Here is a 25,789-nt window from a genome sequence, read left to right as displayed (position 1 = left end):
ATTTCCGCACACCCGCGGCGAAAGTTGCCGGGCAACACTTCACCCGCCCGGCCTTTCGAATACCTCAGGATTTCTTCGCGGTGAAATCCGCCAGGCGCCGGGCCAGCGCCTCGTACTGACTGGTTTCGAGGCGGTAGGCCCAGCCCTTGCGCGCCTGGATCTGGCCGTCGGCGAAGCCCTCGATGCGCTCCAGCAGCAGCCAGTTCTGTCCGCCCTGCTCCAGCACGCGCCCGCTCAGGCTGGCGCCATCGAGGGTCTTGAGCGCCAGGTTCAGCCGCGCCGGCCCCTTGAACTGCACCTGGTCCAGCGGCGCCGTTTCGCTGAAGGTCAGGGCGCCGAAGGGCGTGGCCATACCGTTGGCGACGGACTCGTAGGCCAGCCTGGCGTCCCCGGGCATCTGGCGTACCCGCAGGTTGGGCTCGCCGGCCTTGTCGCGGAACACCGTCAGGGTTTCCCCGCCGGGGTAGCTCACCGACACCTCGGCGATCTTCTCGAAGGGGATGCTGGTGATGCGCCGGTCCAGCCAGTCCAGCTCGTCGGGCGGCAGGCGCAGGTCCTTGTCGATCAGCCAGACCTGCTCGTCGCCGGGCTGGCGCACCAGGCGCCCGCCCTGCTGCGCGGCCTTGCCCACCAGCAGGTCCAGCGGCGCGCCGGTGCTGCGTTCGAGGGTCAGGCGCACGGCGGCGCCCTCGCCCTGGTCGGCGACGCCGAGCTGGGCGAAGTTGCCCGGCTCGCGGGTCTTGGCCTCGACCTTGCGCGCCAGCGCCAGATCATGCAGCAGGTCGCCGACCAGGCGCCCGGCCGCCGGGTAGCCGGCCTTGGCCGGCATCACCCAGCGCCCGTCCTGGCGCGCCACACGGATGTCCGGCTGGCCGGGGCGGCGCACCGTCACCGCGCTCACCTGCTGCACGTCCAGGCCCGGGAAATAGCGCACCTCCGCCGGCGGCGCCAGGCGGGCCGGCTCGCGCTGCAGCCAGGCGTAGAAGCCACCGAGCACCGCCACCAGGACCACCAGCAGGATCAGACTCTTGCGCTGCATGGCCGCCTCCTCAGGCCTGGCGCCGGCGGCGCCACCACCACAGGGCGAGCACGCCCAGGGTCAGCAGCAGCGGCACGGCGGCGATGTTGACGATCTTCAGGGTGCGGCCGAGGGACTCGATATCCGCGTTGAGCTGGAACTGCACGTCGCGCAGCTCCTTGCGGATGCGCACGCGCTCCTGGATGAACTGCTGCATCGCGCTCTGCTGCTCCGGCGTCAGCTCCAGGGCCTTGCCCGGGTCGGGGTTCTGCAGCGCGGCGAGCTTCTGCTCGGTGTCGGCCAGGCGCTGCTTGAGCGCGTCGGCCTTCTCGCGGAAGCGCGTCTCGGCCTGGCGCTGCAGTTCGTCCACCACGGTGAACGGGCGGCTGAAGCGCCCGCGCGAGCGCACGCTGATCAGCGCGTCGGAGCCGGCCAGGTTGTCCAGCGCGTTGATCACGAAGCTGGCGTTGTCGGCCCAAGGCTGCGGCACGCGCTGGCCGAAGAAGTCCTGCACCTGCACCCACATGCGGTCGGTGAGCAGGTCGGTGTCGGCCACGGCGATGACGTTGATGCTGTCGGCGCTCTTCAAGCCGTCCTTGCGGCCCTCGATGCCATTGGGGAAGGCGCTCTGCGCCGGGCCCTGGATGCGCGCGGCCATGACGTAGCGCTGGCCGGTGGGCTTGAGCTGGGCCATCAGCTCGCCGGGGTCGCGCAGGGTGGCGAAGCGCCGGGCGTCGAAGGGCATGGCCTGCGCCGAGCTCTGGATCAGCGGGGTGAAGCGGGTCTTCGCGTCCTTGAGCGGTTCGAGGATGCCGGCGGTGGCCAGGGTCAGGTTCTCCAGCCCGGCGGTGGCCACGTCGTTGGCGTCCAGCGCCTTGGCGTCGAGGTTCAGCCAGGCCGGGTGATGCGCCGCGCGCTGGCCCTGGCCCATGCTCACCGACATGGCGTAGCTGGCGTCGCCGAGCACCTTGCCCGGCAGTAGTTGCACGCCCCAGGCCCTGAACAGCGGCTCGAGATCCGAGGCCTGGTCGCCGGGGCCATCCAGCGCGGCCATGGGCGAGGACTTGTCGGCCTCGCTGAAGGGGTCGACGAAGGCCAGCAGCTTGCCGCCGCGCAGCACGAACTGGTCGATGGCGTAGAGCGTCTGTTGCGGCAGGTGCTTGGGATGCACCAGCAGCAGCACGCTGACATCGTCCGGGATGGCGTCGACGTCGGGCTTGAGGCTCTTCAGGTCGAACTGCTGGCGCACCTCGTCGAGCAGCATCCAGGGCGAGCTGGGCTGCTGCGTCTGCATGTCGAAGCCACCGGTCATCTGCAGGGTGCTGAGCACGCCCACCACCGGCCGCCTGGGGTGCGCCAGGGCGTTGACCAGGCGGCTGAGGTCGTACTCCAGGAACGCCTCGTGGTCCGGCTGGAAGAACGGGATCACCTGGATGTTGTCCAGGGCATCGGTGCCGGCCAGGCCGAAGTACAGGGTGTCGCCGCCCTGGTTCAGCGGCACCGCCTGCAGGCCGAACTCGGCGGCCTTGTCCTCCTCCTCGGAGAACGGCTGCGGGTCGATGACGTGCAGGCGGATCTTGCCGTCGGCCTCGCGCTCGTAGGCCTTGAGCAGTTCCTCCACGCGCTTGGCGTAGTTGCGCAGCGGGACCAGGTCCTTGCTGCCCTTGTCGGAGAAGAAGAAGTACAGGTTGATCGGCTCGCCGATGGAGCCCAGCACCTTCCTGGTGCCATCGGAGATGGTGTAGAGCTTCTGCTGCGTCAGGTCCAGGCGCGCGCCGGTGAAGGCCAGCCCGGACACCAGGTTGAAAGCCAGGAACAGCAAGGCGATGACCAGCAGCCCGGCGGCGGAATACATCAGTTTCTTCATGCGGGCTTCCTCAATCGGCTTTCTTCAGGTCGACCACCACCGCCGTGGCGGCGAGCCAGGCGACGATCAGGCTGGCGAAGAACAGCAGGTCGCGCAGGTCGATGACGCCCTTGCTGATCGCATCGAAACGCGTCAGGAAGCTCATCGAGGCCACCGCATCCAGCAGCCACTGCGGGGCCCAGGCGTTGAAGGCGTCGAGCACCAGGGGGAAGCCGCTGACGATGAACACGAAGCACATCACCACGGCGAGGATGAAGGCGACCACCTGGTTCTTCGCCAGCGCCGACATGCACGAGCCGATGGCCAGGTAGCCGCCGGCCAGCAGCCAGCTGCCGAGGTAGCCGGCGAGGATGGCGCCGTTGTCCGGCTCGCCCAGGTAGTTGACCGTGAGCACCATGGGGAAAGTCAGCAGCAGCGCGATGCCGGCGAACACCCAGGCGGCGAGGAACTTGCCGGTGACAGCCTCGAAGCGGGTGATCGGCAGGGTCATCAGCAGCTCGATGGAGCCGGACTTGCGCTCCTCGGCCCACAGGCGCATGGCCAGCGCCGGGATGAGGAACAGGTAGAGCCAGGGGTGGAAGTTGAAGAAGGCCGTCAGGTCCGCCTGGTTACGCTCGTAGAAATTGCCCAGGTAGAAGGTGAAGACCCCGGACAGCACCAGGAAGATGACGATGAACACGTAGGCCAGCGGGGTGGCGAAGTAGCTCGCCAGCTCGCGCTTGAAGACCACCGGCAACTGCTTCATGCCGCCTCCCCCCTGGTCAGGCTGCGGAACACCTCGTCGAGGCGGCCGCGCTCCACGTCCAGTTCGCGGATGCGCCAGCCACGCTCGGCGATCAGCGCATTCACCTGCGGGAAGATCACCTCGCCGGGCCTGGCCAGCAGTGTCAGGCTGTGTTCCAGCGGGTTTTCCTCCAAGGCCGCTACGCCCGGCAACGCGGCCAGGGCGGCGCGGTCCAGCTCGCCGTCGGCGACCAGGGTCACCGCCTGGTGGTAGCGCGAGCGGCTTTCCAGCTCGAAGGGCGTGCCGTCGGCCAGCAGGCGGCCATTGGCGATCACTACCGCGCGGGTGCAGACCGCGGTGACCTCTTCGAGGATGTGGGTGGAGATGATGACGATGCGGTCGCGGGCCAGGCCGCGGATCAGCTCGCGGACCTGGTGCTTCTGGTTCGGGTCCAGGCCGTCGGTGGGCTCGTCGAGGATCAGCACCCGCGGGTCGTGGAGGATCGCCTGGGCCACGCCGACACGGCGCTTGAAGCCCTTGGAGAGGGTCTCGATGGACTGCTCGCGGACACTCTCCAGTTCCAGCTGCTCGACCACCCGCGCCACCCGCTCGCGCTTCTGCGCGCCGCGGTAGCCGCGCACCTCGGCGATGAACTCGAGGAAGCCACGCACGCGCATGTCGCCATAGCAGGGCGCGCCCTCGGGCAGGTAGCCGATCAGGCGCTGGGCCTGGAGGGTCTGCGTCTGGATGTCGAAGCCATGGATGCTCGCGGTGCCCGAGGTGGGCGCGAGGAACCCGGTGAGCATCTTCATGGTGGTGGACTTGCCGGCGCCGTTGGGGCCGAGAAAGCCCAGGACTTCCCCCGGTTGCACACTGAACGACAGGTCGTCCACCGCGGTGTGCTGCGCGAATCGCTTCGTGAGTCTGCTTATTTCGATCATATCTCTCACCGTTGCGCCAAGAGCCCGCCGCGAACTCGGAACACACGGGGCAGACGAGCTCCCACAAAATGCCGCCGGGAATATATGAACCGACGGACGGCAGTGCAAGGCGAAGACTGTGACGAAAAAGTACACCGCCGTGCATGAAAATTTATTTAGGAATGCGGTCCTGTTCCTACACCGAAAGCGGCCGAGCGGAGGTCATAGCATGCTTCCAGGCTGCCGTCCCACCCTTTTGCCTGCCGTAGCGTTGCGGCACACTAGCGTCCGCTTGGTCGCCACCGAGCCCCGTTCAACTGCCTGCGAGCCCGTATGCCCCGTTACCCGTTCCGCCGCTTCGGCTTTGGCGTCCTGCGCCGCCTGCTCTACCTCTGGGTGCGCTCGGAAACCATCAACCAGTCGTCCCTGAGCCTGAAGATCGACCGCAGCAAACCGGTGCTCTACGTGCTGCAGCAGCCTTCGGTGAGCGACCTGGCGGTAGTCGACACGGAGTGCCGCAAGGCCGGGCTGCCGCGCCCGGTGATGCCCGTGGCGGTGGGCGGCAGCATCGAGCCGGCGGCCTTCTTCTACCTGACGCCGGAGCCCGACTGGCTCGGCCGCCAGGACAAGCGCGGCGCGCCGCCGGCGCTGGTGCGCATGCTCGCGGCCATCGGCCAGAACGGCGTGGACGACGCGCAGATCGTCCCGGTCAGCGTGTTCTGGGGGCAGTCGCCGGACAGCGAGAAAAGCGCCTGGAAGCTGCTGTTCGCCGACAACTGGGCGGTGACCGGGCGCCTGCGCAAGCTGGCGCGCATCCTCATCCTCGGGCGCAAGACGCGCGTGCAGTTCTCCGCGCCCATCCACCTGCGCGAGCTGGTCGACCAGGGCAAGGGCCAGGAGCGCACCCAGCGCATGGTCCAGCGCATCCTGCGGGTGCACTTCCGCAACCAGAAGACCGCGGTCATCGGCCCGGACCTCTCGCACCGCCGCACCCTGGTCAAGGGCCTGCTGCGCGCGCCCCTGGTGCGCCAGGCCATCCAGGAAGAGGTCGAGACGCAGCACCTCTCCACGGAAAAGGCCGAGGCCCTGGCCCTGCGCTACGCCAACGAGATCGCCGCGGACGTGTCCTACCCGGTGATACGCTTCCTCGAAGTCACCCTCACCTGGTTCTGGAACAAGCTGTACGAAGGCGTGCGGGTCAACCACATCGAGCGCGTGCAGGACGTCGCCCAGGGCCACGAGATCGTCTACGTGCCCTGCCACCGCAGCCACATCGACTACCTGCTGCTGTCCTACCTGCTGTTCCGCAACGGCCTGACGCCGCCGCACATCGCCGCCGGCATCAACCTCAACATGCCGGTGGTCGGCTCCATCCTGCGCCGCGGCGGGGCCTTCTTCATGCGCCGCAGCTTCAAGGGCAACCAGCTGTACACCGCGGTGTTCAACGAATACCTGCACACCCTGTTCAGCCGCGGCTTCTCCACCGAATACTTCGTCGAGGGCGGGCGCTCGCGCACCGGGCGCATGCTGCACCCGCGCACCGGCATGCTCGCCATCACCCTGCGCAGCTTCCTGCGCGACTCGCGCCGGCCGATCGTCTTCGTGCCGGTGTACATCGGCTACGAACGCGTTCTGGAAGGCCGCACCTACCTGGGCGAGCTGCGCGGCGCGGCGAAGAAGAAGGAATCCATCTTCGACCTGTTCAAGGTGGTGGGCGCGCTGCGCCAGCGCTTCGGCCAGGTGTGGGTGAACTTCGGCGAGCCGATCCACCTGGACAGCTTCCTCGAACAGCACGAGCCCGGCTGGCGCAAGCAGGAACTCGGCCCGGAATACCGCCCGGCCTGGCTGCCGGAAGCCACCAACCAGCTGGCCCGCGAAGTGGCCCGCCACCTCAACGACGCGGCGGCGATCAACCCGGTCAACCTGGTGGCCCTGGCGCTGCTCTCCACCAGCCGCCTGGCCCTGGACGAACGCGCCCTGGAACGCGTGCTGGACCTGTACCTGGCGCTGCTGCGCAAGGTGCCCTACTCGCCCAGCGCCACCCTGCCCGACGGCGACGGCAAGGCGCTGATCGAATACGTGAAGAGCATGAACCTGCTCGCCGAACAGAAGGACGCCCTGGGCCGTATCCTCTACCTGGACGAGCAGAACGCCGTCCTCATGACCTACTACCGCAACAACGTCCTGCACGTATTCGCCCTGCCGGCGCTGATCGCCAGCTTCTTCCAGAGCAACGCACGGATCAGCCGCGAACAGCTGCTCAACTACACCCGCGCGCTCTACCCCTTCCTGCAACAGGAACTGTTCATCCGCTGGGACCTGGACCAGCTCGACGCCGTGGTCGACCAATGGCTGGCCGCGTTGGTGGAACAGAACCTGCTGAAGCAGGACGGCGACGCCTACGTGCGCCCGGCGCCCAGCTCGCGAGAATACGTGCTGCTGACCCTGCTCGCCCGCGCCATCACCCAGACGCTGCAGCGCTTCTACATGGCCATCGCCCTGCTGCTCAACGCCGGGCAACGCCAGCTCAGCGCCGAGGAACTGGAAAACCTGTGCACCGTCATGGCCCAGCGCCTGTCCATTCTCCACGGCCTGAACGCCCCGGAGTTCTTCGACAAGACGCTGTTCCGCAACTTCATCCAGGCCCTGCTCGACCAGCGTGTGCTGCGCAAGGATGAAGAAGGCAAGCTGAGCTACCACGAGAAACTGGGCGAAGTGGTCGAAGGCGCGGCCAAGCGCGTGTTGCCGGCGGAGATCCGGTTGTCGATTCGGCAGGTGGCGCTCGAACGCCCGTCCCAGGAAGAAACCCCAGCCCCCGCCCCCTGATCTTCCAATCCCCCGGGGGCCGCCAGACGACAAGCGGTCGGCCCCCGTCAAAACCCGCGCACTCATAGCAATACGCCATGACTTCAAAAGCCTGAACCCCGTCACAGAAGGGCTGTGAGCCTTGACTCAGGGTGCCGCGGCTCTTACATTTCCCCGCTTTCATACATACATATCTGTAGGATCAAGGAACGTTCCCGTGTTCAAAAGGATATTGGTCGTCTGCGTCGGTAACATTTGCCGTAGTCCTACCGCAGAACATCTGCTGCGCCAGCGCCTGGCCGGCAGCGATATCCAGGTGAGTTCCGCCGGCCTCGGCGCCCTGGTCGACAAGCCCATCGAAAGCCACGCTCTCGCCGTCCTCCAGCAACACGGCGAGCAGCCGCACGAGCACAGCGCCCGCCAACTGACCTCCAGCTTGCTGCGCGAATCCGACCTCGTCCTGGTCATGGAAAAGCGCCACCTGCAAGGCGTCAGCCAGATCGCCCCTGAATCCCGCGGCAAGACCTTCCTGCTCGGCAAGTGGCAGGACGACCGAGAAATTCCCGACCCCTACCGCCAGAGCACAGCCGTGTTCGAGCACGCCTACGCGCTGATCGAACAAGGCGTCGACGCCTGGGCCAAACGTATTCGCCCAACCCGCTAAGCCTCACTGACGAAGAAGTAAAAGAAGCACGCCCATGCAGCAGCAAGCCCCGGTAGCCATCCACGACAAAGACGATGACGAGATCGACCTGCTAGGTCTGCTCGGCACCCTGATCGACCACAAATGGCTGATCGCCGGCATCACCGCGGGCTTCATGGCCGTGGGTGTTGCTTATGCGCTGCTGGCGACGCCGATCTACCGATCGGATGCGATCGTGCAGGTGGAGCCGAAGAAGCCCAGCATCCCGGGTCTGTCGGATATGGGGGATCTACTGGGGGCGCAGTCGGAAGCTATTACCGAGATTCAACTGCTGACTTCGCGTACGGTCATCGGCAAGGCGGTGGATAACCTCAAGCTGAATATCGTGGTGGAGCCGTCGCGGTTTCCGCTGATTGGTGGCTTCCTGGCCCGGCACTTCCGCCCGGAAACCCCGGATGAAGTCGCATCGCCGCTGTTCGGCCTGAGCCGTTTTGGCTGGGGTGGCGAGGAACTGAAGGTCTTCCAGCTCGATGTGCCGACTGCATTGCTGGAAAAGGACCTCACTCTGATCGCAGGAGAGAGTGGTTCCTACACCCTGCTGGACGATGATGACAATGTTCTGGTCGAAGGCAAGGTGGGGGAAGCCTATGACCGGCACGGTGTGAAAATCCAGGTCGAATCGCTGCACGCCAATCCGGGCACCCATTTTGACGTAGTGCGAGAGCGCCGCCTGACCACCATCCTGCGCTACCAGGACAACCTGAACGTGGGTGAGACCGGCAAAGAGTCTGGCATCATCAGCCTGTCGCTGGAAAATGACGAACCGGCGCGCGCCCTCCAGGTTCTGGATGAGATCAGCAAGCTCTATGTCCGCCAGAATGTTGAACGCGCGTCCGCCGAAGCAGCTTCCAGCCTGGAATTCCTGCGTGGCCAACTACCCGATGTGCGCCGCGAGTTGGAAAGGGCCGAAGATGCCCTGAGCGCTTATCAGACTCGTGCCAAGTCGGCTGACATAAGCCTGGAAACCAAGGCTCTGCTGGACCAGATAGTCGCTCTGGATACCAGCATTTCCGAGCTCAAGCTGCAGCAAGCAGAAATGGACCGCAAGTTCACCCGCCAGCATCCGGCCTACCAAGCCCTGCAGAAGCAGATCGGTGAACTTACCTCCAAGCAGAATGGGCTGTCGCACAGGGTAGAAGGCCTGCCGGAAACCCAGCAGGAACTGCTGCGCCTGACTCGCGACGTACAAGTCAGTACCGCCATCTACACGCAACTGCTGAACAAGGCACAGGAACTGGACGTGATGCGTGCCGGCGCCGTAGGTAACGTGCGCATCATCGATACCGCGGATGTGGATATCACCAAGCCGGTCAAGCCCAAGAAAGCCATGATTGTCCTGGTAGCCACGCTGCTGGGCCTGTTCTTTGCCGTCGGCCTGGTCCTGCTGCGCAAGGCACTGAACCGCGGTATCGAAACACCAGACGCCATCGAGCAGCTTGGGCTGCCGGTCTATGCCTCGATTCCCTACAGCGTTCTGCAGAAGGCAGAGGAAGACAAGCGGGATAAAGGCCGTGGACGCGCCGCCAAAGCGGCTCCACTGCTCGCCATGAGCCACCCTACCGACCTCGCCATCGAATCCCTGCGTAGCCTGCGCACCAGCCTGCATTTCGCCATGCTGGAAGCCGGCAACAACCGCCTGATGATTTCCGGCCCCAGCCCGGCGGTGGGCAAGACCTTCGTTTCCTCCAACCTTGCAGCCGTCATTGCCCAGACCGGCCAGCGCGTACTACTGGTGGACGTGGATATGCGCAAGGGCTACCTGCACAAGGTGCTCAACAGCGGCGAAGAGAATGGTCTCTCCGATGTCCTGGTCAAGCGTTGCGACTTCAACACTGCCGTACGCACCACCGAAATCGAGGGTTTCTACTTCATCCCACGCGGCCAGATCCCGCCGAACCCGTCCGAACTGCTGATGCACCCCAACTTCACGGCCTTCCTCGAAGAAGCCAGCCAGCAGTTCGACCTGGTGATCCTGGATACCCCGCCGCTGCTGGCAGTGACTGACGCCGCCATCGTTGGCCGCCAATCCGGCACCAGCTTGATCGTCACTCGCTTCGGCCTGAACCCGGCGCGGGAGATCGAATTGACCATCCGCCGCTTTGCGCAGAACGGCATCGAGCTGAAAGGCGCGATCTTCAACGGTGTGGAAAAGCGCGCCTCGGCCTACTACGGCTATGGCGGCTACGGCTACTACCATTACGAGTACAAATCGGATAAAGCCTGATCACTACAGCGGGCCATGGACGGGCCCCTTGTATGGATTCGTCGCTCCTGCGCAGGTGGGCATCGAGAAGCAGCAGGTGTAGTCAGACCTGCAAAGAGGGAAACATGCCGGACGCAACCGGAAAGCAGTGGTACCTGATTCAGTGCAAGCCACGCCAGGACATGCGCGCACTTGAGAACCTCGAAAGGCAGGGATACCGGTGCCTGCTTCCTATGCACCAAATAGAGCGATTGCAGAAAGGAAAGCTGCAACAGATAAGCGAGCCACTATTTCCTGGTTATCTGTTCATCCAACTTGATCGATTGGAGGACAATTGGCTGCCTATTCGCTCTACACGTGGTGTGACGCAGGTTGTCAATTTCGGTGGCCGACCGACATCTGTACCTTCCACAGTAATTAACAAGCTATTGTACGCAGAGCCCCTAGCCAAGCCGCTATTGGTGGCTGGCGACCGAGTCAGACTACACGATCCGAACTTCCAGGAGATCGAGGCCATTTTCATGGAGCGAAATGGAGATGAGCGTGTATTACTTCTTCTTAAATTACTGCAACGCGAAATCGTAGTGAAAGTACCATTGAGCAGCGTTGAGCGAATTCTCTCTTAGGCCGAGCAATGCGAAATGGAACGACAATCAAATATCTATAGCAGCTCATACACTAATAATTCGTAAAGCCTGATGTACTGTATGCAGTTTCTTTTCGATACCCCTTAGCAAGAGTTCAGAGATAAAGAAGATCAACATCAGTAAGCATTAAAGTCTGCCGTGCTAATTTTTGAGCCATAGAGATGCACGGGGAAAAGTTTAAAACTACCAGTCAGCAGCGTCCTCAGGAAATTGACCAATAATCCTGGGGCGGTAGCGTGTAAATTGCCAAGCATTGCGAAAGATAGCGACCATTCCGAGCTTCGACTTAATAATTATTCAGGCCCTACAGATCCTATCCCACTATGCTTGTGCCTAAAAATCAGATAAGCAGGAAATCAAAATGATAGTCGGCTATACCACGGGGGTTTTTGACCTTTTCCATATTGGACATGTCAATTTGCTGCGCAATGCCAAGAGCATGTGTGACAAACTAATTGTCGGTGTAACCTCCGACGAATTAGTCAGCTACAAGAACAAGAAATCCGTAATCCCCTTCGAGGAGCGACTTGAAATAGTACGCTCCATCAAGTATGTAGATGCTGTAATCCCCCAAGAAACAATGGATAAATTTGAGGCCTGGGAGAAGCTCAAATTTGATGTAATGTTTGTCGGGGACGACTGGTTTCAAAGCGAGAAGTGGGAGCAGTTGGATCACATGTTCAAAGAGGTAGATGTTCGAATCGTCTATTTCCCCTATACCAAGGGAACCTCATCCACCCTACTCAACGAAGTCCTCCTTAAAGTCAGAAACAGCACCATCTAAGGAATCGGATAAATGTGTGGAATTCTGGCCGCGATAGGCCGCATCGAAGATGCCGACTTTCTTCGTGCATTAAACTTGCAAAGCCATCGTGGGCCGGATGATTACGGTTACACCAAGGATGGAAATATTCATCTCGGCCATCGACGGCTAAGTATCATTGACCTAAATAGAGCGTCTAAACAACCCATGACCGCGGGAATGGGACTGTTGACTTGTGTGTTCAACGGAGAAATTTACAATTACAAAGAGATAAGAAACTCCCTAGAAAAAGCCGGGTATTATTTCAAAACCGAAAGCGATACCGAAGTACTAATCAATTCTTATCACTTCTGGGGAGAGCGCTGCCTAGAGCATTTCATAGGAATGTTCGCTTTCGTCATACTAGACAAACGTGACGGCAGTTTATTTATCGCCCGCGATCGCCTTGGAGTTAAGCCACTTTACTACTCTGAGCAATATGGGAATCTTATATTTTCCTCAGAAATCAAATCTATTAAATCAATAAACAACAAGAAATATGATTTAAATCTTTCAGCAATAAATTCTTATCTTTCGTATCGATACCCGATAGCAAACGACACCTTCTATGATGGTATTTTCCAACTCCCTCCTGGACACTACCTGAAAGTATCTACGGACCGTCAGCTTCGCCCCCAAAAATACTGGGACTTCTCTGATCAGATTGAAAAACAACGCGAAGACAGAGGCGAAGAATATTATCTAGAAAAAATTCGAGAAATATTCGAATCATCGGTCCGATATCGGATGATAGCGGATGTTCCTGTTGGCGCGTATCTATCCGGGGGAGTTGACTCCAGTGCGGTAGTAGCTGAAATGGCTAAAAACAGCAGAACTCCGATCCAGACTTTCACGATTGGATTCACTGAAGCCGGCTATAATGAGTTCAGTTTTGCCCAAGAAGTAGCAGAAAGATACGGAACGAACCACCACGAAATCATTCTATCTGGTGATGATTATATTGAGACGATGGAAGACCTCATTGATCTGAAAGATGCCCCCCTTGGCGTCCCTAATGAGGTCCCTCTTTATCTCATGTCAAAAGAACTCAAAAAGCACATTACCGTCGTCCTCTCAGGTGAGGGAGCTGACGAGATATTCGGTGGATATGGTCGAATATTCAGAGCAGCTGATGAGTATGAGAAACTGCAAAGACGAGATGCAGGAAGATCCTCATCAGCATTAACTGCTGCGCTAAACAAAAAATATCAAAACTCTAAGTTCACGAATGAGCTTGATCACTTCATATATCTGTACCAGTACACATCAACTCGTCAAAAGGAGTCTTTACTCGGCCCAGCCTTTGACTTAACAAGCCTTGAGGATAGATTACGCGATGTATTTTCCAGCGTATTCCGCCAAACTCCTTACGGAACATCATATCTAAACAAAATGATGTATGCATTTGAAAAACTGCATCTTCCTGGACTACTGCAGCGAGTGGACAGCACCACAATGGGGGCCGGTGTAGAAGCCCGAGTACCTTTCGTTGACCACCGCTTAGTAGAGTTCGCATTCAGCATCCCACCACAGTACAAGTTAAGTTGGAAGGCTTGCTCTAGTGAAGGTCACGACTTGGTGAGTGAAGCAATTTCCGAAATATTGGACACGCCCAAATACATCCTAAAAAAGTCTCAGGAGTCAAATCTGAGCAATAGAATACTGTACCGCAAGAAGATGGGCTTCCCAGTACCACTGAGTCGATGGTTTGGCGGCAAGTTCAATAGTTATGCCCGAAGCCTCCTCCAGAACGGTTCCCTGATCAGTGCCGGTTTGCTGCGAAAGGAAGCGGTAACCAGTCTTCTTGATCATGGTGATCTCGAGAATAATCACTCCCTCGCCATGAGACTTTGGATGCTGATCAACCTAGAGCTCTTCGTAAAAAAACTCTGAGTATAAACTTGTGCTCCCCAAGCTCTCATCGTTACTGAGGCACAGCGTATCTAAGAACGCCTTTGCGCTGACAATTAATCAGGCTAGTAACTATATCATCCCTCTATTACTTATTCCTTTCTTGACCAGGGCCCTTGGAGTATCGACGTTCGGCGAAGTGGCAATAGCTCTATCCGCCATACAGCTGTGCTTCATTTTTACCGACTATGGTTTTTCTATTTCGGCGACTCATGCAATTTCTCTAAACAGAGATAACCATAGATATATAGAAAGAAAAATTAGCCGAATATTCTTTGCAAAACTCGCACTTACATCAATAGCCTGCCTAACTCTCATAGCAACCCCAGCACTATTCCATAAATTTAATAATATAGAATCTCTTTTCTTTGCCGGCATTATTTCAGTCATTGCTCAGTCATTCCAGCCCACTTGGTTATTCCAGGGCTTGGAAAAAATGAAGAATATAACCATCTACAATGTTCTCACAAAATTCGTATATGCTGGATTGGTGATTTCTATTGTCAGAGGGCCTGGAGATGCAACACTGATTATCTATCTTTGGGGACTTGCAAACTTCCTTGGATTGATTGCATCGCTCTACTTAATGTACAAATCAGGGTTCAAGATAAGAACCGTCCCCTTGAGCGAAGTTATCAGCGAGATAAAAGAAAGCACACAGTACTTTTGGTCCCGCCTGGCGGTTTCTACTTACACAGCGGCCAGCACCCTGATAATTGGCTTGCAAAGCCCTATACAAGCTGCACAATTCAATGTGTGCGAACAAATCTACAAGGCGGCGCAGAATGCAACCTCACCAATTAACAGCGCATTATTTCCCTATATGGCTAAATACCAAAACTGGGGGCTCTTCATAAAAGTAGTCTCAATCACCGCGATTATACTTGGTCTTGGATGTCTATTTTTTTGGTTATTTTCGCCAGAGATAGTAAATCTCGTTTTCGGCGAAAACTACAACTCCATAACCCCCACGCTTGGCGTTTTCCTAGCCACCACAACAATCAACTACCTCGGTGTAAGCTTTGGGTACTCCGCATTCTCTGCACTAAACAGAACAGATATCGCAAACAAAACAGTCATGTTTGGCGCAGGCCTACACTTAATCAACATTTCAATTCTATACATTCTTGCAGACATAACAGCCTTCAATATAGCCATAGCAATACTGATTACAGAGAGCGCGGTTATGCTAATGCGGCTTATTTTTCTTGTCTTACTCTACAAAAGAAGTCCATTAAAACTCAAATCACCTTATGAGCAACTCTAAAAAGATTCTTCACACCCTCAGAGGCCTTGCTATAAAAGCACTATGGCTACTTCAACCCTTTTCGAAGCAAAAGTACATTGTGGTAGGCTCTGGGTTCAATCGATACATAGGTTATCCGCGATACCTATTCGAAGACTTCATCAAAGATCCAGAGCTTAGCAAAATAACATACTGGAGTTACTCCACCTCAAACCAAGTAGATAGCAACGTACCAAGCCATGAAAACTCGATAAAGAAATACTCATTAAAATGGTTCAAGATAATCTTCAATTCTCGCTGTCTAATTTTTTCACATGACTCGACAGATATAACCCCCATTCCACCGCCATGGTGCATCAAGATCAACCTCTGGCATGGTAGGCCATTAAAAACCATCGGCTTCGATAGCAAAATAGAACAGCAATGGATAAATTTTAAGCTATCTAATAACATCTCCCTTCCATACTCCGAATGGGACTATGTTTTTTCTTATGACAAGAAGCATCTGGAAATCATTTCCACAGCTTGGCGAATACCTATCGATAGAGTCATCCATAATTTCCCTAGAACGCCATACATACAAGCACCAAAAAAAGAAAAAGATCTTGGCCATATAATTCTTTACGCACCGACATTTCGTGACTATGACTATTTTCCAACACTTCTGAGTTCACCAGAACTTGAAAGCTGGCTACAAGAAAATAACTCAACACTACTCTATCGAGCGCACCCATCTAAGGGCAAAAAACTAATAAGCCCAGAAAATTACAGTCGTGTAATAGATGTTACTCTGGAGGCTGATTTGGACAAGCTCTTCGCCTCTGCATCAATTTTAATTTCAGACTACTCATCCATCACCTTTGACTTCGCGCTCACAGGAAAGCCAAACCTTCTTCTCTGGGATGATTTTTACGCATACAGTGCTAGTAATAGCCTATACGTCACACCTGAGGACGTACTTCCTGAGAGTCTGTTTAGCAACGCTCAGGAGATATTCAACCTTAGCGTCCTAGAGCTTTTAAGTCGGCCCAGCACGCCATTCGATCACAAACCAAACAAGCCGCTAGAAATTGAACAACTCAAAGAGATCATCAAGATCTAAAATAAATGTAATATTGGTTCTCATACTGCTAGACCAGATATTTTTCGGCCTAATCAAAAGGCTTATATTCTCGGAGGCTGGAAGAGACTCACTTTATTATGCCTATTTGGCGCTATTTCCGACGATCTGTACGCTATTATTTTTTATTACTCTCGCCCAGAAGAAGTTTACTCTTCCGTACCTAGGGAGCGTCACTACTCCATATTATTTCTTCATGCTCAACTTGTTAATAGTAACAATCTCAAATGGAGCTGATGAAAAGTCCGCATTAAGCTTCTTCCATACATACTACTTGCTTCTGGCATTACCGATCCTGGCTCATCTGACCAAAAAAGGCCTCGACATAATAACCCCCTTGCGAACAGCAATGTTAATCGCCCTGCCGATTGTAACAATCCATACAGCACTACACTTTACCTATGGAATTCTTCCCTTCGAGCAAAGTTGGGCTAATGATAGTTGGTCTTCGCTCTATATTGGCAGCGATGAAAACTCCAGGGTATTTCGCCCCTTTGCGTCCTTCGAAGATCCAGGATATCTGAGCACCTACTACCTCTTCACAGCACTCACATTGATAATTCGGCCATTCAAGAAGACTCGTTATAATACCCTAGTGATCCCAATGTGCCTCGCTCTTTCCGTCATTCCCTTGAAGAGCACTCCAGTTATAGCCTTCTTAATCTCGCTATTATTAATCTACATCGCAAAGCGTATTCGCCAGAAAATACTTCTAAAGCTTTGCTTGGCTGGAACGCTTGGAGCGATGGCACTTTTCATCACGACTATAAACTCATTAAACATCGGCACTATCAGCTCAAACAACTACATCCTCCAAGAGCGTTTGAGCCTCGGAACACTCAAGGCGCGGATGCTCAAATATAGTGAGATCCTCGAAAAAATTGAAGAAAACCCTCTTGGGCATGGCGCGGCTTTTATATCAATGGCCAATACAAGTGACCACAAAGGCTTTGTTGATTCAGACTCTCAATACCTGACCATTCTTGCAAACTTTGGAATCCAGGGTCTAATTCTCTATTGCCTAATCCTTTTCAGGGCAACCGATGCAATTAGAACCCTAAAGGGAAGAGCGCAATACGCACTGGTAGCTCCTCTATTCATTTCTATTATGTCATTTACCACCGAGATCCTCTCCACTCGTTTCATATTTCTGGTCTCGATAATTGTCACCTCCTACGCAATAGCAAGCAGCCATGAAAAGAAAAGGACTCTTCGTAGTACACATCCGCGGGCCATTAAATGGAGCAAAGGTGATATCCAAACTGATCCTTGATCATTACAATGACAATCACCTTTTTATAGATATCGCCTCAGCCTACAACGAAACTGGAAGCTCCGGGAAATTTAGCGTAAAGAAAATATTAGAATCCGCACTTCACACCTATAAGATAATTACATGCACTATCATTAAAAAACCAGATTTCATCTACTACTCCTTTACACCTACGGGATTCGCCAGAACTCGCGACTACTTTATAAATTTAGTACTTCGACTAATCGGTTCCAAGAAAATAATATTCCACTTCCATGCTGAGTTCGAAGAAGAAAAGAAGTACACCTTGCTCGACAGCTTTATATTCTCAAAAAGTCATGCTATTTGTTTAAACCCAGAACAATCTTGCAGACTTCAGAGTGCAACATCGATACTTAAACAGAACATACATCTCATACCCAATCGAATCATCGATCCCGACAAAGCATCTCAAATATCCATCCAGTCGCTTATAAGCCATCGTTTGAGTCGCCCACAAAAGAAATTACTTTTTCTTTCCAACCTTATGAAAGGAAAAGGTGCCGAGATAGCTATAAAAGCTTTTTTCACTCTCAAGAAGAGACACCCAGACATCGGGCTCATCATAGCTGGAAAAACACTAGACCACGATTACAGAAGCCTTCTCCATAAATTATGCCTTTCATCTCCAGAATACGCTAAAGACGTCGAGTTTTTCGGAGAGGCCAATGAAGAAGCCAAAGATTATCTTTATAGGAACAGCTCAGCTTTTCTCTTCACCAGCAAACTACCAGAAACGTTTGGGCTTGTGAATCTGGAGGCACTAAGCTACGCACTCCCTATATTTTCGCTCAAAACCCCTGCCTCTCATTACTTCATAAAAAATGGGGTCAATGGTTACATCGTCAGTGACGAAAATGATCTAGCTGAAAAGCTTGATACAGTTATATCGTCATCATCGAGGCTCGAGCGAATGATGCGAGCATCTGCTGAAAAAAGTAGAGAATTCTACAAGGACATTTTTTTCTCCGAGATCGATAATGCACTTGAAAGACTTTGACCAAAACTCCTATGCCATTCTTATAGTTACCCACAATCATGTGGACTACATCAAGAGCCTGATAGATTCCTGCCGGAAAATCCCCAACGTTGGCAAGTATATCTGTGATGCAGCCTCTACCGATGGCACCGCTGAGAAACTTGAAGCGGAAATTTCTGGAGATAGCAGTTTCCATCTAATCAAGAAAGATATTCTTGAAGGCTTTTCAAAAAACAACAACGACTTGGTTCGCGCATTCTCTCTTCATAATCGAAACTTGATATTAATAAATCCTGATTGTCACTTTGAAAAAGCAGCCTTCTTAACATTCATAGAGCGAATTTTAAGAATAGAGAACCTAGGAATTGCCGCCCCAGCACTATACTATCCTAATGGGTACCCCCAAGTTTCCTGGCGTAAATTCCCTTCCCTCAAAGAATTTATAAAAAACCGGCTCCCCGGTAGGCGGGCTAGTACCAAAAACCACTTCACAAAAGAATTTCAAGAAAAAACTTTTGATATCGAGTGGGCGCTCGGCGCGCTACTTTTCATATCAAAGAATCTTACGAGTACCCCACCTCTAGACGAGCGCTATCGCCTGTACTGCGAAGACTCTGACATTTGCATGAAAGCTCATGCATCTGGAATGAGGGTCATAGGAATCGATATCCCCGGCTTCTACCATGCACTACAAGAAAAAAGCTCAACCAAATTTCTCTCAAAATTCAACTACTGGAATCTGTGCAGCGGATTGAAATTCGCCATCAAGTGGAACTCCACTTATTTAAAAGTCACCAGAAAATTATCCAGGGCCAACTAATAAAGTTTCCAAACTTAACAAAAATCCTCCTATTGGCAACATTTAGCAGGCATTAAAATGAACAGAATGGACAGGGGAATATTACGTCCTCATCAAGCCAGTATTTCCGTTCTGCAGCGATTGCTCGACTTGCTGGTGATCCTCGCCAGCATGGCAGTCGTTGTGTTCTGGCACGGCGGAGACTTCGATCAGGAACATGTGATCGCCAGTCTGCTCGCCCTAGTGGTGTTCTACCTGCTGGGCGATTTCGGCCAGTTGTATGCGTCTTGGCGCGGTGAGCGCATTCGTGAGGAAGTACGCAAGGTTGGTGGTATCTGGGCCATCAGTTTTGTCGGCGTGTTTCTCAGCGATTATTTTTTTGTCAACATGCCATTCCTTGAGGACGTCGCACTGCTGCAATGGTTCAGCCTCGTATTGATTAGCTTATGCGGCTATCGGATCTTCCTACGCACGACCCTCAACGCGCTCCGTCGTAAAGGATTCAACACACGCTCGGTCGCCATAGCCGGCGCAGGCCCACTCGGTCAGCGGCTTGCTGCGAATATTGCTGGTGCCCCCTGGATGGGTCTGGACTTGCTCGGATTCTTCGATGACAAGCACCGCGATCCGGTTCGCCTAGGCAAAAGTAAAGTTAGATTGCCTATCTCGGGTGATCTGGAAAAGCTGGTCGAACAGGCGCGTGCTGGCGAAATCGACCGCGTCTACATCACACTTCCCATGCGTAGTGAAGCGCGAATCAAATGGCTGGTGGAACAGCTCAGCGATACCACCGCGTCGGTTTACATAGTGCCAGATGTATTCGTTTTCGAACTCTTGCACGCCCGCAGTCAGAACATCAATGGCGTGCCCACCATCAGCATTTTTGATAGCCCCATGACGGGGGCGAACTCAGTAATCAAGCGCTTGGAAGACATCATCCTGTCGGCGATGATCCTCTGCCTGATTGCTATCCCCATGCTGCTTATTTCGGTCACGGTGAAGCTCAGCTCCCCAGGTCCGGTGTTCTTCCGCCAGAAGCGTTACGGCATCGACGGCCGCCCCATCGAGGTGTGGAAGTTCCGCAGCATGCGGGTAATGGAGAATGGCGAAGATGTAGTACAGGCCACGCGTGGCGATGACCGCATCACATCCGTGGGTGCATTCATTCGTCGAACCTCTCTCGACGAACTACCGCAGTTCATTAATGTGCTACTGGGCGATATGTCCATTGTCGGTCCGCGTCCGCATGCCGTGGCGCACAACGAGCAATACCGCGGCCAGATCAGCAGCTACATGCTGCGCCACAAGGTCAAGCCGGGAATCACCGGCTGGGCGCAGATCAATGGCTGGCGTGGGGAGACGGATACGTTGGACAAGATGCAGAAGCGCGTCGAACACGACCTTGCCTACATCCACAACTGGTCCCTTTGGTGGGACCTGAAAATCGTTTTTCTCACAGTGTTTAAGGGATTCATCCACAAGAACGCCTATTGAGAGAACAGAAGGCTGAAGAGCTCCGGAACTCGCCATTAACCAAACCGCGGATCCTGGCAAGCCGAAGGCTTGGCTGGATTCAATGTCTGCAATGGCTGCGGGGCTTTTCTGCTTGCACTGGCCTCGTGCCAGCCTTAACCTTCCTTCTTTCTGAAGGAACGACCCCACAAGGAGTCTTAACGTGAAAAAACTGCTGACGTTCGCCGCCCTGGCGACCCTGAGCACGTCGCTGCTGGCGGCAGAAGCACCGGCCGACGCGCCGGCTTCTTCCGAACCGCTGACCCTGTCCACCCCGGTTGCCGGCGGTGTCACCGTAGGTGGCGCCATTGGTATCGGTGCTGCCGTAGTGGCAGCTGGCGTCGCTGCTTCCAATAGCGGTGGCGGCGGTGGCCATGACGGCACTCCGGGTACTACCGGTACCACTGGTACCACTGGTACCACCGGCACTAACTGATATCAGTCTGTAGCCGCTGAACCCTGCCGCCGCGTCATCGCGGCGGTAGGGTTCACTTCATTCCGTTTCCTATCAACTCCGTTCACGGCTTCCGGTCTCCCGGGCGTTGCCGTATCGGCTTGCTGCGTAGTTCCTTCCCATGATCCGCTCTTTATCCGTTGTCGTTGTCGCCGCTCTTTCGCTCCAGGGCTGCATGTTCGCCCCTGGCCAGAATATGGATACCAGCCGCATCGTTCGCGATGACTCCGCCGAGAGCAGCCGCGTCGAGCTGGTACAGATCACCCCCAAGCTGCTGGCGGTGAACGCCGCGACGGAGACTGGGAGCCAGGTGCCGGCCGAGTTGCTGGCCTACCATCCGCAGGACTACCGCATCGGGCCGACCGATGTTCTCTACATCACCGTCTGGGACCACCCCGAACTGACTGCTCCCTCCGGCCAGCAACAGCAGATCGATGCCAACGGTCGCCTGGTTCGCCCTGACGGCACCCTGTTCTACCCCTATATCGGCACCGTCAAGGTCGCAGGTCGGACCATCGAGGAGGTGCGCTCGGAGATCTCCAGCCGCCTGGCCCAGTATGTGGAAAGCCCGCAAGTCGACCTGGCGATCATGCGCTTCTCCAGCCAGAAGGTGATCCTCAGCGGCGCCTTCGGCAAAGCCGGCCCGCAGGCCATTACCGCTACCCCGCTCAGCCTGATGGAGGCGGTCAGCACCGCAGGTGTGAACACCGGCTCCGCCGACCTCTCCAACATGGTCCTCAAGCGCGATGGCCGCGAGTACAAGCTCAACCTGGACGCACTCAACGACCAGCAGCAGAGCCAGCTCTACAGCGTCTACCTGAAGGATGGCGACCAGATCTACCTGCCCTACAACGACCGCAAGAAGGTCTACCTGATGGGCGAGGTGAACAGCCCGCGCGCCATCACCTACAAGACCAAGTACCTGAACCTGGCCGATGCCCTGGGCAGCGTCGGTGGCCTGAACCAGGCCAGTTCCAACGGCAAGGCCGTCTACGTGATTCGCGGCGTTGAAGACCTGGAGCGCGAACCTGCCAAAGTCTTCCAACTGGACGCACAATCGCCCACAGCCTTCATCCTCGCCCAGCGCTTCAACCTGGAACCGCAGGACGTGGTCTATGTCGGTCCTGCTGGCGTCACCCGCTGGAACCGCTTCATCAGCCAGTTGGTACCGTCCACCACCATTCTGGGTACTGGTGCCAACATCAAGAACGACCTGAACGACGAATAACCCACCGAGCTCAGGTCGACCGACGTGAAACTCCTCCAATTCGCCGCCCTGGCTGGGGCGGCCTTGTCGCTATCCGCCTGCAACCCTCTGATGCAGGCGTCGTGGGATACCCTGCGCGCCGCCACCCAGGGCCCGAAGCCGCTTGAGCTGACCCAGGCCCAGGTGGATGCGGTGCCCTATTACCAGATCAAGCTGCAGACTCAAGGCGGCGAAGCCGTGATGGCGCTGGTGCGCCAGCAGGGCAATCTGCAGTTCTGGCTCGCCTCTACCCACCAGGTGCTGATGATGCGGGATGGCCTGGTGGTGCGCACAACCGGCTTCGGCGACAACCTCGCCGGCACGCACCTGGGTGCCGACTCGCCGTTCCACGCCGGCCTGCACAAGCTGGCGGATGGGCAGCGCAGTGAGCGCTGGATCGATCTGGCGAGCGGCTATCGCCTGGGGATTCCGGTGCAGAGCAGTTTCCACAAGGTCGGCCTGGAGCGCGTGAGCATCCTCGAGCGCGACTACGACCTGTTGCGCGTCGATGAAGACATCCGCGCTCCCCTGCTGGGCTTCAGCGCCACGAACAAATACTGGGTCGACCCCAAGGACGGCTTCGTGATGCAGAGCCTGCAACAGGTCACGCCCGACCTGCAGGTTGCGATCACCCAGTTGCGTCCGTATCGGGGGGCAGGCAAATGAGCATTCGCCTTCTCGCCCTGGCCGCACTGCTGCTGGCCGGCCCGGCCATGGCCGGCGATTCTGTCGAAGTTCGCGGCGACGCTGCCAGGTCCGGTCCCGTGGCCATTACCGCGACTACTCGCCTTGGCGACGTCTTCCGTGCCGCCCAGGTCGATGCCGAGAGCTATTGGCTGGGCGCCGCGTGGTTGCAATCGAAGCTTGTGCCGGAGCAGAAACGCCTGAAGGCCGGCATCCTGTTCGATCTGTCCATGCTGCAACAGAAAGCCCTGTTGGACGATCAGCCCACGCTTTCCACCCTCGCCAAGCGCCTCTATGACCAGGTGGCCAGCCTGCCGGTCAGTGGCCGACGCCTGCACCTGCTGGACCCTGTCGAGGTTGAAGTCACCCCGGCGCAGAACAGCCTGGTGTCGCCTGGCGACATTTTCATTTTCCCGGCCCGGCCGAGTGCGGTACGTGTGCTGGGTGCCGTGGCGGCCGACTGCTACTTCACCCACGTGCCGATGCAGCAGGCACGCGACTATTCCGCTGCGTGCCCGTCGCTGCCGGAAGCCGATCCCGACTATGTCTATCTGATCCAGCCGGACGGCCAGGTCACTCGCCTCGGCATCGCCCTGTGGAACCTCCAGGAAGGCCAGCCCGCTGCGCCGGGTGCGACCATCCTGGTACCGATCAAGTCGGCCGGGCCGGATAGCCCCGTCCCGCAGCTGAATGAAGAAATGGCCCAATTCATCGCCACCCAACCGTTGTCCGAGGTGGCGCAATGAAGCTCCGCTATTCCCTCTGCCTGCTGCTGCCCTGGGCCATGGCCCATGCCGAACCCCGCGACACGAGAAACGACTTCGGCATCATGGGGTTGATGCAGACGCCCACGGCGCGCATGGCGCCGGCAGGGGACGTCGCAGTCACCGCCAACCGTGTCGATCCCTATTCGCGCTACAGCTTTGCCCTGCAGCCATTCGACTGGCTGGAAACATCGTTCCGCTACACGTCCGTCAGCAACCGTCGTTACGGCGCCGAAGACTTCAGTGGCGACCAGAGCTACAAGGACAAGGCGGTAGACGCCAAATTCCGCCTGCTCCAGGAAAGCCGCTGGACACCGGAACTCGCGGTAGGCGCACTGGACATCGGCGGTACCGGCCTGTTCTCCAGCGAATACTTCGTCGGCAACAAGCGATTCGGGAACTTCGACGTCAGCCTGGGCATTGCCTGGGGGTACCTCGGTAACCGTGGTGATTTCAGCAACCCGCTGGGCTGGGTAGACGACAAGTACGACGACCGTCCAATCCCCACCAGCGATGTAGCCAATGCTGGTTCCTTCGACGCCAGTAACTATTTCCGCGGTTCTCCCGGCATCTTCGGCGGCGTACTCTGGCAAACCCCTTGGGATCGCCTGGCGCTCAAGCTGGAATACGACGGCAACGACTACAAGCGCGAACCGCTGAGTAACAACCAGGACCAAAGCTCCCCGATCAACCTCGGCTTCGTCTTCAAAGCCAGCGACTCGGTAGACCTGACCGCCGGCTGGGAGCGTGGCAACACCGCCATGTTCGGCATCACCCTGCACACCAACTTCGCTTCCCGCTCCGCGCCGGCCAAGACCTTCGACCCGCCGGCCGAACCGCTGCCGGCCAAGGCGCCGGACCTGCATCCGGACCAGGTGGACTGGGCGAACGTATCCAGGCGCCTGCAGAACAACGCCGGCTACAAGGTCGAGCGCATCACCCAGCGCGACAAGGAAATCGTCGTCTACGGCGAGCAGACCCGCTACCTCTACCCGCCCAAGGCGGTAGGGCGCGCGGCGCGCATCCTCGACAACAGCGTGGACGACGACATCAAGTACTTCACCGTGGTGGACAAGCGCTACGACATGCCGGTCACCGAGACCAGCGTACCGCGTGAGACCTTCCGCGAAGTGGTGAACAACGACCGCCCGCTGGACGACCTGCGCCGTGGCACCGAAAGCAACTGGCCGCTGCCGCACCAGGAGAAAGTGCTTTACACACAGAAGCCGGATCCGTTCAGCTACGGCCTCGGCCTGGGCTACAAACAGAACGTCGGCGGCCCCGACGGCTTCCTGCTCTACCAGTTCACCGCGGACCTGAACGGCGAATACCGCTTCACCCCGGACACCTGGTGGAGCGGCTCGCTCAGCGCCAACCTGCTGAACAACTTCGACAAGTTCAAGTACGACGCGCCGTCCAACCTGCCGCGCGTGCGCACCTACCTGCGCGAGTACTGGACCACCTCGGACGTGACCATGCCGACCTTCCAGTTGAACAAGGTCAAGCGCCTGGACGAGGACATGTACGGCATGGTCTACGGCGGCTACCTGGAGTCGATGTTCGCCGGCGTCGGTGGCGAGCTGCTGTATCGCCCGCTGGGCGAGCGCTGGGCCATCGGTGGCGACCTCAACTACGTACGCCAGCGCGATTTCGAGCAGGACTTCGGCCTGCGCGACTACAAGGTGCTCACCGGCCACGTCACCGGCTACCTGAAGACCGACTTCCAGGACGTGCTGGCCGCGGTCAGCGTGGGCCGCTACCTGGCCCGCGACTGGGGCACCACCATCGACCTGTCGCGCGAGTTCAGCAACGGCGTGCGCTTCGGTGGCTGGGTGACGCTCACCACCGCCTCCAAGGAAGAGTACGGCGAAGGTAGCTTCGACAAAGGCATCTACGTGTCGATCCCCTTCGACGAGATCATGAGCAGCTCGACCATGCGCCGCGCCAACCTGGCCTGGGCCCCGCTGACCCGTGACGGTGGCGCCCGCCTGGGCCGCAGCTACTCGCTGTATACCCTCACCGACGGACGCAACGTCGACATGTTCGACGGCAGCTTCAGCAAGATCACCGAGTAAGCCCCCAGCCCCGCCGCAA

The 25,789-nt window shown here is 56.9% G+C and carries 21 protein-coding genes; 17 read left to right on the top strand and 4 right to left on the bottom strand.

What is annotated here, in order from left to right:
- Positions 1-64 precede the first annotated feature (64 nt).
- From BM060_RS28280 to BM060_RS28265, 4 genes are read right to left on the bottom strand one after another with little or no spacing between them, the layout of a single operon-like run.
- Positions 65-1,039 (bottom strand): DUF4340 domain-containing protein, encoded by a 975-nt coding sequence (locus tag BM060_RS28280; RefSeq protein WP_074985277.1) that lies wholly within the window; start codon positions 1,037-1,039, stop codon positions 65-67.
- Positions 1,040-1,049: 10 nt separating this feature from the next.
- Entirely contained in the window at positions 1,050-2,885 is a 1,836-nt protein-coding gene (locus BM060_RS28275) for a GldG family protein (RefSeq protein WP_074985275.1), read from the bottom strand.
- A 10-nt stretch (positions 2,886-2,895) separates the two neighbouring features.
- A complete protein-coding gene (locus BM060_RS28270; RefSeq protein WP_074985273.1) occupies positions 2,896-3,630 on the bottom strand; it encodes an ABC transporter permease subunit in 735 nt (244 codons plus the stop codon).
- Entirely contained in the window at positions 3,627-4,550 is a 924-nt protein-coding gene (locus tag BM060_RS28265; protein ID WP_074985271.1) for an ABC transporter ATP-binding protein, read from the bottom strand. Before BM060_RS28265 ends, BM060_RS28270 begins: the two co-directional genes overlap by 4 nt.
- A 312-nt stretch (positions 4,551-4,862) precedes the next feature.
- On the opposite strand from BM060_RS28265, the gene plsB reads away from it, so the two are divergent.
- The 17 genes from plsB to BM060_RS28180 all read left to right on the top strand — a co-directional run bounded on the left by plsB (position 4,863) and on the right by BM060_RS28180 (position 25,770).
- The gene (gene plsB, locus BM060_RS28260) at positions 4,863-7,355 is read left to right on the top strand and encodes a glycerol-3-phosphate 1-O-acyltransferase PlsB (RefSeq protein WP_074985269.1); all 2,493 of its coding nucleotides are present in this window, start codon (positions 4,863-4,865) and stop codon (positions 7,353-7,355) included.
- Positions 7,356-7,551: 196 nt separating this feature from the next.
- Positions 7,552-7,998: a low molecular weight protein-tyrosine-phosphatase gene (locus BM060_RS28255; RefSeq protein WP_074985267.1), complete on the top strand. Its 447-nt coding sequence runs from the start codon at positions 7,552-7,554 to the stop codon at positions 7,996-7,998.
- A gap of 34 nt (positions 7,999-8,032) precedes the next feature.
- Positions 8,033-10,261, top strand: a complete 2,229-nt coding sequence (locus BM060_RS28250) for a polysaccharide biosynthesis tyrosine autokinase (protein ID WP_074985265.1) — start codon at positions 8,033-8,035, stop codon at positions 10,259-10,261.
- Between the two features lie 104 nt (positions 10,262-10,365).
- Entirely contained in the window at positions 10,366-10,866 is a 501-nt protein-coding gene (gene rfaH, locus BM060_RS28245; RefSeq protein ID WP_074985263.1) for a transcription/translation regulatory transformer protein RfaH, read from the top strand.
- Between the two features lie 382 nt (positions 10,867-11,248).
- The gene (locus BM060_RS28240) at positions 11,249-11,671 is read left to right on the top strand and encodes an FAD synthase family protein (RefSeq protein WP_074985260.1); all 423 of its coding nucleotides are present in this window, start codon (positions 11,249-11,251) and stop codon (positions 11,669-11,671) included.
- Positions 11,672-11,683: 12 nt separating this feature from the next.
- Positions 11,684-13,582, top strand: a complete 1,899-nt coding sequence (gene asnB / locus BM060_RS28235) for an asparagine synthase (glutamine-hydrolyzing) (RefSeq protein ID WP_074985258.1) — start codon at positions 11,684-11,686, stop codon at positions 13,580-13,582.
- Between the two features lie 10 nt (positions 13,583-13,592).
- Positions 13,593-14,867 (top strand): oligosaccharide flippase family protein, encoded by a 1,275-nt coding sequence (locus BM060_RS28230; RefSeq protein WP_074985255.1) that lies wholly within the window; start codon positions 13,593-13,595, stop codon positions 14,865-14,867.
- Positions 14,854-15,948 carry a CDP-glycerol glycerophosphotransferase family protein gene (locus BM060_RS28225; RefSeq protein ID WP_083426861.1) on the top strand — a complete coding sequence of 365 codons (1,095 nt, stop codon included), beginning with the start codon at positions 14,854-14,856 and terminating at the stop codon, positions 15,946-15,948. Before BM060_RS28230 ends, BM060_RS28225 begins: the two co-directional genes overlap by 14 nt.
- Positions 15,917-17,239, top strand: a complete 1,323-nt coding sequence (locus BM060_RS32210; protein ID WP_135499817.1) for an O-antigen ligase family protein — start codon at positions 15,917-15,919, stop codon at positions 17,237-17,239. The genes BM060_RS28225 and BM060_RS32210 overlap by 32 nt, the downstream gene beginning before the upstream one ends.
- Entirely contained in the window at positions 17,217-18,257 is a 1,041-nt protein-coding gene (locus BM060_RS32205) for a glycosyltransferase family 4 protein (RefSeq protein ID WP_159458825.1), read from the top strand. Before BM060_RS32210 ends, BM060_RS32205 begins: the two co-directional genes overlap by 23 nt.
- Positions 18,244-19,056, top strand: coding sequence for a glycosyltransferase family 2 protein (locus BM060_RS28210; protein ID WP_167858373.1), 813 nt, complete (start codon positions 18,244-18,246; stop codon positions 19,054-19,056). Before BM060_RS32205 ends, BM060_RS28210 begins: the two co-directional genes overlap by 14 nt.
- 57 nt (positions 19,057-19,113) lie before the next feature.
- Positions 19,114-20,529, top strand: coding sequence for an undecaprenyl-phosphate glucose phosphotransferase (locus BM060_RS28205; protein WP_074985243.1), 1,416 nt, complete (start codon positions 19,114-19,116; stop codon positions 20,527-20,529).
- 181 nt (positions 20,530-20,710) lie between these two features.
- On the top strand, positions 20,711-20,983 hold the full coding sequence (locus BM060_RS28200; RefSeq protein WP_074985241.1) for a hypothetical protein: 273 nt from the start codon (positions 20,711-20,713) through the stop codon (positions 20,981-20,983).
- A gap of 139 nt (positions 20,984-21,122) precedes the next feature.
- A complete protein-coding gene (locus BM060_RS28195; protein WP_074985238.1) occupies positions 21,123-22,229 on the top strand; it encodes a polysaccharide export protein in 1,107 nt (368 codons plus the stop codon).
- Between the two features lie 24 nt (positions 22,230-22,253).
- Positions 22,254-22,913 carry a YjbF family lipoprotein gene (locus tag BM060_RS28190; RefSeq protein ID WP_074985236.1) on the top strand — a complete coding sequence of 220 codons (660 nt, stop codon included), beginning with the start codon at positions 22,254-22,256 and terminating at the stop codon, positions 22,911-22,913.
- Positions 22,910-23,677, top strand: coding sequence for a capsule biosynthesis GfcC family protein (locus BM060_RS28185; protein ID WP_074985234.1), 768 nt, complete (start codon positions 22,910-22,912; stop codon positions 23,675-23,677). The genes BM060_RS28190 and BM060_RS28185 overlap by 4 nt, the downstream gene beginning before the upstream one ends.
- Positions 23,674-25,770: a YjbH domain-containing protein gene (locus BM060_RS28180; protein WP_074985232.1), complete on the top strand. Its 2,097-nt coding sequence runs from the start codon at positions 23,674-23,676 to the stop codon at positions 25,768-25,770. Before BM060_RS28185 ends, BM060_RS28180 begins: the two co-directional genes overlap by 4 nt.
- The last annotated feature ends 19 nt before the right edge of the window (positions 25,771-25,789 follow it).

Origin of the sequence: Pseudomonas citronellolis, from assembly GCF_900112375.1 — a bacterium.
Taxonomy (GTDB): domain Bacteria; phylum Pseudomonadota; class Gammaproteobacteria; order Pseudomonadales; family Pseudomonadaceae; genus Pseudomonas; species Pseudomonas citronellolis.
Note: the sequence above shows the minus strand (reverse complement) of the source record. Positions and strands in the feature narration are given on the sequence as shown.